This window comes from Vibrio sinaloensis DSM 21326 (assembly GCF_000189275.1).
GTDB lineage: Bacteria > Pseudomonadota > Gammaproteobacteria > Enterobacterales > Vibrionaceae > Vibrio > Vibrio sinaloensis.
The window spans coordinates 1-13,738 of the sequence record NZ_AEVT01000088.1; the positions used below are offsets into that span (position 1 = coordinate 1).

Below are 13,738 nucleotides of genomic sequence, written 5' to 3' on the forward strand. Positions count from 1 at the left end.
AACGTTATGGCAAGTAAAGCAGTTTAAGATTAAAATTGAAACCCCAGAAAGTACATTTTTTCACCACAAATGTAATTATTGTGTTTAAATGCTGATTTTTTACACAATAACAAGCTCTAATCACTATTTTTAACACCCCTCTAACATAAATCCTCTTTTTGATAAGTCTTTAACATACCAACTCAGGTATATCGTTAATTCTTGTGGCCAAAACCCTGTCGCATTACTATTAGAAATAGCTAACCTGTATGCTAGGTAATTGAATGGACAAGTTTTATCAATTTCTAACTCTTGCTGGGATCGTCTTTTACTGGATTCTCGTTGCGGGCGTTACCATCCGTGTGGTGTTAAAGCGCCGTGCGGTCAGTGTTTCTTTAGCTTGGTTGATGATCATTTACATCATTCCCATCGTTGGTGTCGCTTGTTACTTTTTGTTTGGTGAACTCAATCTTGGTCGAAAGCGTGCCGAGCGCGCTAAAATAATGTTTACCCCATTCGAGACTTGGTTTTCTAGCTTAAATGACTGTCACGCCCATGCGCCAGAAAGCTTTGGCCGACATATCTATCGCATTGATGAGCTTTGTAACAACCGACTTGGTCTCCCTGCTTTAAGCGGTAATACGCTATCGCTGCAAAGTTCTCCAAACGACATTCTCCACTCTATTATTCAAGACATTGAGTCCGCCCAAACCAGTATAAGGATGGTTTTTTACATCTGGCATCCAGGAGGGCTGGCTGACGCAGTCGCTTCAGCACTGATCAAAGCAGCGAAGCGGGGAGTTAAAGTGAAAGTGTTACTCGACTCTGCGGGTAGCCCACGCTTTTTCCGCAGTGAATGGTACAAAATGATGAAGAACGCGGGCGTCGAAGTGGTACAAGCGCTGGAGGTCAGTCCATGGCGTATTTTCTTACGTAGGCTCGATTTACGCCAACACCGTAAGATCATCGTTATTGATGATAAGGTTGCTTACACAGGCTCAATGAACATGGTCGACCCTGCCTTTTTTAAACAAAGCTCTGGTGTTGGCCAATGGATCGACATTATGGTCCGAGTAACGGGGCCGACGGTAAACGTACTGTCTGCGATTCATTGTTGGGACTGGGAAGTCGAAACAGGGTCTCGCTCACTACCTGCAATACCAGAATGCCAAATTGATCCTAACCAACCTCAGCACCCAGTCCAAGTCGTCCCATCAGGCCCGGGGATGCCTGAACATTTAATTTCCCAAGTTCTGACTTTAGCAATCAACCAAGCCAATCAATCTGTCAGAATCACCACTCCGTACTTTGTACCCAGCTCAGATCTTCTTGAGACACTAAAGATGACGGCTCAACGTGGAATCAAAGTTGAACTCGTCATCCCACACAAAAATGACTCCATCATGGTTCAATGGGCATCTCGCGCGTTTTATACTGAACTAATGCAAGCCGGTGTGGAAATATACGAATTCTATGGTGGCTTACTGCACACCAAATCTGTCGTTATTGATGAACAATTTTGCTTGGTGGGTACGGTTAACATGGATATGCGCAGTTTGTGGCTCAATTTCGAACTCACTCTTGCCATCGACGACGAGTCATTCACTAAAGAAATGATTTGGCTACAACAGAGCTACATCGACGAATCGTATTCCGTTTCTTTAGTTGATTGGCAAAAACGCAGCTTATATTCCAGATTCTTGGAGAGAGTATTTTACTTGTTCAATCCCCTATTATAGCCCTTGCTAATTAACGGCTGTCATGTTTTAAATATGGCAATCGTTATAGACAGGGACCGCACATGTCAGAAAAGAAACAAACCAAGTTTGTCACAGCCGGCCGAGACGCTAAGTGGACAAACGGGGTCGTAAACCCACCCGTTCAACGCGCTTCTACGGTTGTTTTTAATACCGTCGCAGAAAAGCACCACGCCACAGTTAACCGCGCCAACAAAACTCTGTTTTACGGCCGACGCGGTACCCAAACTCACTTTGCTTTCCAAGAAGCCATGGTCGAGATAGAAGGTGGGACGGGTTGCGCTTTGTACCCATGTGGGACAGCCGCAATTTCTAACGCCATTCTTTCCTTTGTTGAAACGGGTGACCATATACTCATGGTCGACACCTGTTATGAGCCAACCCGAGACTTCTGTGACAAGATCCTCAAGAAAATGGGTGTTGAAACGACCTATTACGAACCGACGATTGGCGAAGGCATAAGAGAACTCATCAAGAGCAACACAAAAATACTGTTTTTGGAGTCTCCAGGTTCCATTACGATGGAAGTTCAAGACGTACCAACCCTTGCTCGAATCGCGCATGAAACCGACATTGTTGTTATGCTAGATAACACTTGGGCAGCAGGTGTTAACTTTTCTCCATTCGAACACGGTGTCGATATCTCTATTCAAGCTGCCACTAAGTACATTGTCGGCCATTCTGATGTAATGTTAGGTACCGCAATCGCCAACGAACAACACTGGGATCAACTGCGTGAACAAAGTTACTTAATGGGCCAATGTGTTTCCCCTGACGACGCCTATCTTGGGTTACGTGGCATTCGAACGTTAGATGTTCGCTTACGTCAGCACGCGGACAACAGCTTAAAAGTCGCTAAATGGTTACAAAACAGGCCTGAAGTTGATCATGTTCGCCACCCGGCATTGGAGTCTTGCCCTGGGCATGAGTTTTTTAATCGCGACTTCACGGGTGGTAACGGGCTATTTTCTTTCGTACTAAAAACCAGCTACCCTCGTGCTACAACCGCGCTGCTTGATGGAATGAAACATTTTAGTATGGGCTACTCATGGGGAGGCTTTGAAAGCCTTATCCTTGCGAATGAACCGAAAAGTTTCAACAGCTTGCGTACAGTCGCGAACCCAAATTTCGAAGGTACTCTAATCCGTGTCCACATTGGATTGGAAGATGTTGATGACTTGATTGCAGATCTCGAAGCTGGTTTAGCAAGATACAATTCACTCATATTAGAAAGAGAAACCACAGCTTAACCTGCTCTAGTAAAGCCCTGTTGGTACAGGGTTTTACTTTATTGAACCAATCCTCACTCTCCCATTGTTCTCGTTCACTCTTATTGCAGCTTTCTAACTCAAAGTCACAGTTTAACATTTAGATAACATCTCCAACTGCCAATTTTATAAATCTCCATCTATGTTTTACTTCTCATCAGAGGTCTAACCAGAAAGGAGAGCACATTGAAAACTATCTATTCGGTCGCGTTAACATTGGCGCTTAGCTTAACGACGGTAAGCCATAACCTAGCCTATGCGAGTGGTTATACTGCAACGAAATATCCTATTGTTCTTGTTCATGGCTTATTTGGCTTTGATACCCTAGCCGGTGTTGATTATTTCTATGGTATTCCTCACAGCCTAACAAAAGATGGGGCGACGGTTTACGTCAGTCAGGTGTCAGCAACAAACAGCTCTGAAGCAAGGGGTGAGCAGCTTTTGCAGCAAGTGGAAACACTGTTAGCAGCAACTGGTGCGACTAAAGTTAACTTAATTGGCCACAGCCATGGTGGACCGACGGCAAGATACGTTGCCTCTCTCAGACCGGATCTTGTTGCATCAGTAACCAGTGTCGGAGGCGTTCACAAAGGTTCAAAAGTTGCTGACCTCGTTCGTGGTGCAGTCCCCGAAGGCTCTACGACAGAGGGAGTTGCGGTCAAGTTGGCTAGCGGTCTAACAACGCTAATCAACCTCTTGTCCGGAGGTTCAAACTTGGATCAAGACCCGCTCGCATCACTAGCAGCCTTAACCACTGAAGGTTCGCTAACCTTTAATCAGTATTATCCCGAAGGTATTCCAGCGACCTACTGCGGAGAAGGCAATCAGATCGCAGAAAATGGTGTGCACTACTATTCTTGGACTGGCTCATCCACTTTTACAAACCTTTTTGATCCAACAGATAGTGCAATGGTTGTACTGGGTTGGGCATTTGATGAGCCCAACGATGGCTTAGTCTCAGCATGCAGTGCTCATCTAGGGAAAGTAATCAGAGACGATTATCGAATGAACCATCTCGATGAGATCAATGGCTTATTAGGCATACACCACCTGTTTGACACTGATCCCGTCTCTATTTACCGACAACACGCCAATCGATTAAAGCTGCAAGGTTTATAGAGGGTAATATGAAGAAGACGCTCACTGCATTGACTATGTTGTTACTTGTTCTGCTGTTGGGGAGCGTCTTCTTATTGACCGTTTCACCACATAGCGAAACGAAGACGACATCGACTAAACACCACTCTCAGTCTGATATCACTCCTGACTTATCATCTCCTAAAGCTTATTATGATTTTGCTTTATCCTCTTTGGGAGAAAATGATCTTGAGCAAATAACAAATGCTGTCCAGAGCATTGAACAAAGTGACATACCTACCCACCTATTCCAAACTTATCTGGACTACAAAAAAGCGCTCGGCGATCTCATTACTCCTAGTGGGCTCACGATTAAAGCGACAGATCTAGAACAACTCCATCTGCAGCTCCTTGAGTTGCAAAGTCAACATTTTACACCTTTTGAAGCTGAGCTATTGTTTGCTGAAGAAAACACGTTACGTCAATTGGCCATCGAGAAAGCGCTATTATCAGAATCTGGGTTATCTGATTCCGATAAAGCCGCCGTTTTGGAGCAATATATTGACACCCTACCCGACTATATTAAAACCACCGAGCAAAACAATAATTTAGTCGCCGATTTGATTTCAATGGATGGTTTGGATGAGCAACAGAAGCTGATCGTACGAACGGAGCTAGTTGGAGAAAACGGCGCTCAACGCCTTGCCCAACTTGATCAACAGCGAGCCCAGTTTCAACATACCTTCGATAGCTACTTGGAAAAACGTGCCACCCTTTTAGGCTCTGATCAGCTATCGGACCAACAAAAGCAGCAACAAGTGAGTGCATTAAGAGAGGAGACTTTTCCAAGTAACCAGATCAGGCGTATTCAAGCTTTAGAAAGGATCCATGATGCTAACTAACCAGTGAGCGCTGCCGAGCTAGACTTAAGCAGCGCTTGGCGTTAGCGCTTTGGACAATCGACTAAGTGGTCATTGACCATTCCGACCGCCTGCATGAAGGCATAGCAGATCGTTTCACCAACAAACTTAAAGCCTCTTTTTTTGAGGAACTTACTCATTGCCTTTGATTGATCTGTAGCTGCAGGCACATCACTCATTTGTGTCCAATGGTTTACTAGAGGCTCTCCATCGACAAATTGCCATAGTGCTTTTGACAGACTTCCATACTCTTCGATTAGCGTTTGAGCTGCTTTAGCGTTAGTAAATACTGAAGCGATCTTTCCGCGATGCTTAACGACATCAAAGCTTTCAATAATCCTTTCGACATCCGCCTCACCAAACTGCGCAAGCCTATCGATATCATAGTGTTCAAAAGCGGCTCGGTAGCCTTCTCGCTTCTTGAGAATGGTGATCCAGCTAAGCCCTGCTTGTGCACCTTCAAGCGTGATGAACTCAAACAAAACTTGGTCATCAAACACAGGCTTACCCCACTCTTCGTCATGATAGACACGCTCTAACTCATGATTCATCGCCCAAGCGCAGGTTGTATCCTTTGTCATTACTTTCTCCTAAAAAAACGCCCCGAACAAAGTAAGGGGCGTTATCAACTATCTAGTTATTAGTTTGGCACTTTTACTCTATGGAACAGACGATACAACACTGGCACGACAATGAGTGTCAGTACGGTCGCAAATCCTAAACCAAACATGATCGTAACCGCCATTGGCTTAAAGAAGATGTCAGGTAACAACGGGATCATACCAAGGATAGTCGTGATCGCTGCCATACACACCGGTCTAACACGACTTAACGCCGCATCGACTACCGCAACATAAGGGTCTTTTCCAGAGTGCATTTCTATCTCAATTTGATCGAGTAAAACGATACCATTCTTCAGAAGCATGCCAGATAGGCTCAAGAAACCAAGCAATGCCATAAAGCCAAACGGCGTGTTAAGCGCGAGCAAGCCGGTCGTCACACCAATGATAGCCAACGGAACCGTTAGCCATACAATTAAAGGCTCTTTCACTGAATTAAACAGGAATACGGTGACCAAGAACATGAACAAGTAACCCATTGGCATGGTTGTAAACAGTGAAGCCTGTGCGTCACCTGAAGACTCATACTCTCCGCCCCACTCCAATGAATAACCTGGCGGTAATTCGATTGCTTCAATTTGCGGCATTAAGCGTTTTTGTAACGTTGCTGCGGTTTCCTCGCCTAATAAATCAGGATCAGCCATCACCGTCAGTACACGTTTACGGTTTTTGCGCACTATGATTGGATCTTCCCAACGTAAATCATATCCCATGGTCACTTGCTGCAATGGGATATATTCACTGAGCGCAGGGCTCCAAATCTTCATTCCCTCAATGTTGCGGATATCAATCCGCTCATCTTCAGGTAATCGCGCAACAATTGGCATCAGCGTTGTTCCATCTCGGTAAACACCAATTGATTTGCCTGAAAAAGACATGGACAAAAACTCGTCAACATCAGACTTTGTAATGCCGTAACGTCTAGCTTGGCTTTCGTTGAATTGAGGCTCAAGAACCTTAGTTCTCTCACGCCAGTCATGTCTCACGTTGGTCGTGCCAGGATCGGCATGCATGAGATCTTCCACTTGCTTGGCAATTGAACGCAAGATTGTCGGATCGGAGCCAATGATTCTCGCTTCAATCTTCGCCCCACCTCCTGGACCCAATTCGATTTGTTTCAGCTTATAGTTAATCTCTGGGAAATTGTCTTCGACATGCTGACGAAAACGCGCCATCAAGTCATTTAGCTGCTCGTAGTTAGTTACTCGAGTTGTGATCTCACCGTACCCAGCGTAACTTTTCTCAGGAGCATACGTCAGCATGAAGCGCTGTAAGCCTTTACCCGCAGTTGTCGTGATGTGTTCAACGCCGTCTTGCTCTGAGATCCAAGCCTCTAATGCTTTAAGCTTGGTATTTGTTGCACGAATATCCGTACCTTCAGGCAACCAAATATCAGCTTGGAATATTGGCGTTGTTGACGATGGGAAGAACGACTGCTTAACGTGAGTAAAGCCAACAATGCTGACAGCTAACCCAAGAATCAATACAACGACTGTCAGCCAAGCTCGCTTCATACAAAACTCAAGAAAGTTCTTGTAAACCACGAAGATCATGCCGTTATACGGATCGCTATCGGCACCGTCTTGCTTAATTTTCTGACCTTTAAAGAAAATATCGGCAAAAAATGGCGTTAAGGAAATCGCAGTAAACCAACTCAACATGAGCGAGATGAGAAGCACAGTAAACAAAGTGCCACAATATTCGCCGGTCGCATCCTCAGATAAACCAATCGGTGCAAATGCGGTAACCGCTATTACGGTGGCACCAAGCAATGGCCACTTCGTTTGCGTGACAATATCAGTCGCCGCTTGCATCCTCGTGCGGCCTTTTTGCGTCCCTATCAATATCCCTTCGACCACCACAATCGCATTATCCACCAGCATACCCAGCGCGATAACCAGAGCACCAAGAGAAATGCGCTGCAAATCAATGGCAAAATACTTCATAAAAATGAACGTACCCAGCACGGTGAGGAGCAATATCAAACCAATCAACAGGCCAGAACGCAGCCCCATAAAGAAGAGTAAGACGATGATGACAATCGCAACCGCTTGACCCAAACTGACAACGAATCCGCTAACTGATTTATCGACCTCTTTTGGTTGGCTGTAAATTTCTGAAATGTTTACACCAACAGGTTGCTGGTATTTCAACTCTGCCAGTCGTCGGTCAAACCGCTTACCGACTTCCACAACATTGACCCCTTGCGCGAATGAAACCCCTAGGTTTAACGCCAGATCACCGTTGAAAGTGATAATATTACTTGGTACCTCAACGTAGCCGCGCTTGATCTCTGCTACGTCACGCAGGTAGATAAGCCCTTGCGCACCACTCTCATTCAGGATCAAGTCACCCAACTGGTCAACGTTTTCAAACTCACCTGTTGGTTGAATACGAATGTATTCGTCACCAATTCGAATCGCACCCGCGTCAGAGACAACATTTTGCGTTGAAAGCAAATTGAACACAGTATTGGGCGAAATGCCTAAACTGCTCATGCGTTTCATAGATACTTCTATGAACACCTGCTCTTGCTGTTGACCGGAAACGGAAATCTTACTTACACCATCGATAAGTTCGAGCTCACGACGCAAATAGTCAACGTAATCCAACAACTCTTTGTAGCTGTAACCTTCACCAGTAACTGCTAGCAATATCCCGTACACATCACCAAAGTCATCGATTACTTGTGGATCGTTCACACCAGGCGGTAACTGGCCTTTGAGATCATTCACTTTTCGGCGCAATTCATCCCAAATTTGCGGCAAATCGTCAGGGCCATAGTTGTTTTTCATGGTGACGGTAATTTGCGACAAGCCTCGGCTTGATATCGAATTCACTTCATCAACATAAGTCAGTTGCTGAATGGCTTTCTCAATTGGATAGGTAACTTCTTCTTCAACCTGCTGAGGTGTTGCTCCAGGGTAAGACGTCACGACCATGGCATCTTTGATGGTAAATGCCGGATCTTCTAAACGCCCTAAGCCAAAGAAAGCAGCGGCACCACCAATCAAGAAGATTAACGAAATCATCCAACTGATGACTCTGTTTCGAATGAAATAGGCCGCGATGCCCGTTACGTCGTCATCACTTTGAGGCGAGTTCTTAGTTGATTCACTCATTACCCACCTCCGGCTTAATTACTTGCACTTGCATCCCTTCCCTTAAACGAGAAATTCCCGCTATAACAACAGTTTGATTGTTATCTAAACCTTCTAACACTTGGACAGTGTCTTTATTGGCTTTGCCAACAGCAACTTTTTTCTTGGACACCGTCTCATCACTGTTAACCACCCAGACGTACTTATTGTCACGCTCAAGTGGATCACCATCGGCATTAAAAACAGCTTCGATGGGTACTTGACCCCCTGTGTTAAGCTCTAATCCGATATCTTCACCTTTTGAAGTAACTTCTACCGCCATGCCGTCCAAAATGTACTCTTTCTCAGGCATGGGCAATGATAGGGTAACCGTAAACGTCCCCGTTGACGGGTCTGGCTCTGTGGTGAACTCTTTGATCTGCGCATTATATTCATTGCCGCTTGGCACCTTGACCACGGCATTGACTTTGGAAAGTACGTTTTGATCTGGTTGGCTGACATACAATCGGTCTGGTAGCTGAATCAGAACTTCAACATTATCGAGACTATGGATATTAACGATCTGTTGACCTACTTGAATGTTTTCAAACTGATCGGCGCTGACTCGGGAAATAATGCCATCAACCGGAGCTTTCAACATGGTAAAAGAAAGACGCAGTTTTGCCAGTTGTAACTCGGCATAAGCGATCTGACGGTTTGCCGCTATTTCATCGAATTGAGATTTAGCAAGTAGGCCTTTGTCGACAAGCGGTTTCGAGCGCTTATATTGGCTGTCTACAACCGTGTATCTTGCCGTTGCGTTGTCTACATCAAGTCGATAATCGGTAGGATCCAACTCTGCAATCAAATCCCCTTTCTTAAGCTGATCCCCTTCCTTTACATGGATCTTACTGATCTCTCCCGCCACGCGAAAACTAAGGTGTGAACGCTCAGCAGCATTTGCGACAGCAGGGAAGTACAATCTGTCTTCTCTGACGTCACTGGATGAAAGTTCCAACACCTTCACTTTTGGTAAACCAAAATCAACATACTCGGGCTCTCCGCTACAACCCGATAGCACTAGCGCCGATGATAAAGCGCATAATCCTAACCATTGCTTCATGTTACAGCCCTCGCTCTTTAATCCATTCTCGAACCTTAATTCCCGGTTCGATACCAGAGACCCCAGATGTGACGATTTGATCGCCATCTTCCAAACCAGACTGAACTTGACGCTTGTCGTTCAACTTAACTTCGGCTTGATTAACGATGCCTTGCTCATCAACGCGCCAAACATAGGTCGCCCCATCTTGTTCAAAAATAGCCGAATGTGGAATACGAGTCGCACCAGTTGACTCAACAGCAACATGCACCGAACCGGCCATCCCAGGCAGAATGCCGTTGTCATCAGGCCGTTCCATCACCATAGTGACTTTATAAGAACCTGTTTTAGGATCAGCTTCTGTGTCAATTTCTTGGAAAGTCAGTTCGTAATCGTTTTGTGGAAACGCATCAAACGTCATTTTGGCAGTCAGGTTCACACCGCTCGAAAAACGGTTCAACAGATGGTCTGGTAATTGAAAGATCACCTTCATCAGTTGGTTAGTTTGAATGTTGAGCACGCCCGATTTGGCCGCTATGTACTCATGGTTCTCTGCTGGCACCAAAGAGATAGTGCCTTCATACGGAGCAATAAGTTGGGTGTACCTTAAATTAGCGCGTGCTTGCTCTAAGGTTGCGCGTGCCGAATTGTGATTCGCCTTGGCTTGATCAAAGTCATGCTCTGAAACAACCTTATCTTTTCTTAGCTTTTTATAACGTTGATATTGGACATCGGCGAGTTTGAATTGCGCCTCGGCTTGCTTCGCCAGCAAGGTGTACTCATCGGGGTTAAGCGATGCGAGCACTTGCCCTTTTGCGACTCTCTGTCCTGCAACCACATCGATGGATTGTAACTGCCCTGGAACACGAAACGCTAATACGGCTTTATCACCCGCTTCCGACGTGGCAGGAAAGTGTCGTTCAAAAGTGGCATTGCCAACGGAAATGGTAAAGAGTTTAGCGGGTCTTGAGTCAGGCTCAGGGACAGGAGGAAGCTCCTTACCACATCCGCTCAGCGACGCAGCGATGGCAAGGAGCAAAACTGATTTCTGCATAGTCAATCATCCAATTATCACGATTAATAACAAAGATAGATGATTGATAACGCGAGTTCCACAACACAGGTGGTAAAAACTTATTAAAATTAATAATTTGCTGTAATAAATCCGTTGAGAGCCGCAAGATTGACTTATAGCTTGTTGAACTCTCGGTTTACTTTAAAGGTATCTGACGTCACATACGCTTCCATAGAACGCAGTTTGGTTTCGAGTTTGTCGAAATCTTTTTCCAACGTCGTCAACAATGCATCTGGTGTTTGGCCTTGCTGCCAAGGTTTGTTCTTCAGTTTATGCTCTTGCTGATTTTTTATTTCCGCGCCGTAGTTAGCTGGTTGCTTTTCCAGCATAAATGTCATTGCCACGTACGCAAGTAATACCAAAAAGCTACCACCCAGTAACGCTGCAGAGATGACCAAAATCCGCACTAACCAAGTTTCTAGACCAAAGTAATTCGCCAAACCAGCGCATACACCCGTGATCTTGCCATTTACCGTGTCACGATACAGCTCTTTATTACTCATAACGGCGTCTCCATTCAGGCGCCTCAGAATCAAGAATTCGCTCTAGAGTATCGACGCGCTGTTGCATTCGGTCAGCCTGTTCAGAAAGCGATTGCAAACGTTGCAAATCTTCCTCTGATAGCCCTCCAGCTGCTTTCTTTTTGCTTCTGTAGTGCAAAATCAACCACAGTGGAGCAACGAAGATCAGAAATACAATGAGTGGTCCTGCGATAAGAAATGAAGACATATTAAACTCCTACTCTAAAGACATGTTGAGTGTAACTGACTCTAAAGTGAATAGACAATTCAGGCAGTTGCGACGGGGTAGCACTATCTGTTCCCCGTCGCAGAAAAGTGACACATAACTTTCTAAGTTCGACTTAGGCTATGGTCAAATTGAGCAATGGTGGATTATTTTTTCTCTTCCATTTGTTGCTTCAGTTTCGCTAGCTCTTGCTCAATTTCATCTTGTGCTTGCAGTTCAGCGAACTCTTGGTCTAACGTTTTTGCGTTGCCAGTTTTTGAGTAGACGTCCGCTTCCGCTTCCAGTTCATCAATTTTGCGCGAGTATTGTTCAAACTTCGCCATCGCTTCTGATGTACGCGCTGTGTGAAGATGCTTTTGCACATCACGACGATTTGTCGCAGCCTGTGAACGAATTGCCAAAGCTTGCTGCTTCGCGCGGGTCTCAGTGATTTTGGCTTCTAACTTACCAATCTCACCAGTCAGCTTTTCAATCGTTTCTTCTACCAGTGTTTGCTCAGTGTGCAAGCCTTTAAGAACATCTTGCAGTTTTTGTTTTTCGATAAGAGCAGAACGAGCAAGATCTTCGCGCTGCTTAGTCAACGCAAGTGTGGCTTTATTCTGCCATTCCGCGATCTGGTCTTCCAATGAGTCAACTTTGCGTGCCAACTCTTTTTTGTCAGCGATAGCTTTCGCAGAGTTGGTGCGTACTTCAACTAGCGTATCTTCCATCTCCTGAATGATAAGGCGAATCATCTTCTCAGGGTCTTCCGCTTTATCAAGTAGCGCGCTGATGTTCGAATTTACAATGTCCGCGAATCGAGAAAAAATACCCATAGCACAGCTCCTTTTTGATTGGTGGCTAAATCTAGCCAGTCGTGTTGGTTTGGGGTTTCATCGTTGGTAAAGTACATTTCAATATGCGTGCCACTTTTTAAGTGATTTAAAAACAACAGCTTAGACTACGGGCACTTGCAACCACATTTGAAATGTGATGAATTTAGCCAACAGTAGGTAAATATGACCACGGAATCCAGCCATGCAACAAAACCTTATTGGTGAATCGCCCGCTTTTCTTGCCGTACTTGATAAAGTCTCTAAGCTCGCCGCTATAGAAAGACCTATTTTAATTATCGGCGAACGAGGTACAGGTAAAGAGCTCATCGCCCAACGTTTACATTACTTATCAAAGCGCTGGGACCAGCCACTTATTTCACTTAACTGTTCGACCTTAAGTGAAGGTTTGATCGATTCAGAGTTGTTTGGCCATGAACAAGGTTCATTTACTGGCTCGAAAGGACGCCATAAAGGCCGATTCGAACGCGCCGAAAATGGCACCTTGTTTTTAGATGAGTTGGCAACGGCTCCCCTACTGGTTCAAGAAAAGCTGCTGCGTGTAATAGAGTACGGTCAATATGAACGTGTGGGTGGCCATCAACTGCTCAACGCCAATGTTAGATTAGTTTGCGCAACTAATGCTGATTTACCTAAGATGGCGGCAGACGGCCAGTTTAGAGCTGACTTACTTGATAGGCTCGCTTTCGATGTCATCCAATTGCCTCCCCTAAGAGAGCGGAAAGAAGACATATTGTTGCTCGCAGAATATTACGCGATCAAAATGTGCCGAGAATTAGGCTTCGATTACTTCGTTGGCTTCAGTCCTAATGCGGAGGATAGCCTGCTTGAGTATGCGTGGCCTGGCAATGTTCGCGAACTTAAAAACGTGATTGAGCGAGCTGTCTACCAACATGGACAAAAAGATCACGCAATCGACCAGCTAGTCTTCGACCCTTTCGCCACACAATGGCAGCAGGGAGCAACTTCTGAGATAGAAGAAAGACCTCAACAAACCCAGCCTGCAACATTCTCATTTCCACTAAACTACAAACAGTGGCAAGAAGAGCAAGATCTTCAAATCTTACAAGCCGCAATGGAAGAGAGTAAGTTTAATCAACGCAAAGCCGCTCAATTGCTCGATTTGAGTTACCATCAATTGAGAGGAATGATCAGAAAATACAACCTCAATCAATCCGAGTAACACGACAAAACTTAAGGTTTACTTTGGTTAAGTGTAATAATTGATGGTAAATTAATAAGATAATAAGGCACAATAGTGGATCCTATTGTGCTTATCA

General features: G+C 45.0%; 12 protein-coding genes. 5 read left to right on the forward strand and 7 right to left on the reverse strand.

The window, feature by feature from the left end:
- Positions 1-263: 263 nt before the first annotated feature.
- From cls to RH45_RS15655, 4 genes are all read left to right on the forward strand, one after another.
- On the forward strand, positions 264-1,718 hold the full coding sequence (gene cls, locus RH45_RS15640; RefSeq protein WP_008078796.1) for a cardiolipin synthase: 1,455 nt from the start codon (positions 264-266) through the stop codon (positions 1,716-1,718).
- 62 nt (positions 1,719-1,780) lie between these two features.
- Positions 1,781-2,986, forward strand: a complete 1,206-nt coding sequence (locus RH45_RS15645) for a cystathionine beta-lyase (protein WP_008078797.1) — start codon at positions 1,781-1,783, stop codon at positions 2,984-2,986.
- A gap of 213 nt (positions 2,987-3,199) precedes the next feature.
- Positions 3,200-4,123 (forward strand): lipase family alpha/beta hydrolase, encoded by a 924-nt coding sequence (locus RH45_RS15650; protein WP_390218465.1) that lies wholly within the window; start codon positions 3,200-3,202, stop codon positions 4,121-4,123.
- Between the two features lie 8 nt (positions 4,124-4,131).
- Positions 4,132-4,983, forward strand: a complete 852-nt coding sequence (locus RH45_RS15655) for a lipase secretion chaperone (RefSeq protein WP_008078800.1) — start codon at positions 4,132-4,134, stop codon at positions 4,981-4,983.
- 41 nt (positions 4,984-5,024) lie between these two features.
- Here the strand turns inward: RH45_RS15655 and RH45_RS15660 are convergent, their stop codons facing one another.
- From RH45_RS15660 to pspA, 7 genes are all read right to left on the reverse strand, one after another.
- Positions 5,025-5,582 carry a DNA-3-methyladenine glycosylase I gene (locus tag RH45_RS15660; RefSeq protein WP_008078802.1) on the reverse strand — a complete coding sequence of 186 codons (558 nt, stop codon included), beginning with the start codon at positions 5,580-5,582 and terminating at the stop codon, positions 5,025-5,027.
- Between the two features lie 59 nt (positions 5,583-5,641).
- Complete coding sequence (locus RH45_RS15665; protein WP_008078804.1) at positions 5,642-8,743, reverse strand: efflux RND transporter permease subunit; 3,102 nt, start codon at positions 8,741-8,743, stop codon at positions 5,642-5,644.
- Positions 8,736-9,824, reverse strand: a complete 1,089-nt coding sequence (locus tag RH45_RS15670; protein WP_008078806.1) for an efflux RND transporter periplasmic adaptor subunit — start codon at positions 9,822-9,824, stop codon at positions 8,736-8,738. The genes RH45_RS15665 and RH45_RS15670 overlap by 8 nt, the downstream gene beginning before the upstream one ends.
- Before the next feature lies 1 nt (position 9,825).
- Positions 9,826-10,857, reverse strand: a complete 1,032-nt coding sequence (locus tag RH45_RS15675; protein WP_008078807.1) for an efflux RND transporter periplasmic adaptor subunit — start codon at positions 10,855-10,857, stop codon at positions 9,826-9,828.
- Positions 10,858-10,991: 134 nt separating this feature from the next.
- Positions 10,992-11,381, reverse strand: coding sequence for an envelope stress response membrane protein PspC (gene pspC / locus RH45_RS15680; RefSeq protein ID WP_008078809.1), 390 nt, complete (start codon positions 11,379-11,381; stop codon positions 10,992-10,994).
- A complete protein-coding gene (gene pspB, locus RH45_RS15685) occupies positions 11,374-11,607 on the reverse strand; it encodes an envelope stress response membrane protein PspB (RefSeq protein WP_008078810.1) in 234 nt (77 codons plus the stop codon). Before pspB ends, pspC begins: the two co-directional genes overlap by 8 nt.
- Before the next feature lie 164 nt (positions 11,608-11,771).
- Positions 11,772-12,440: a phage shock protein PspA gene (gene pspA, locus RH45_RS15690; protein WP_008078811.1), complete on the reverse strand. Its 669-nt coding sequence runs from the start codon at positions 12,438-12,440 to the stop codon at positions 11,772-11,774.
- 202 nt (positions 12,441-12,642) lie between these two features.
- On the opposite strand from pspA, the gene pspF reads away from it, so the two are divergent.
- Positions 12,643-13,641 (forward strand): phage shock protein operon transcriptional activator, encoded by a 999-nt coding sequence (gene pspF, locus RH45_RS15695; protein WP_008078813.1) that lies wholly within the window; start codon positions 12,643-12,645, stop codon positions 13,639-13,641.
- The last annotated feature ends 97 nt before the right edge of the window (positions 13,642-13,738 follow it).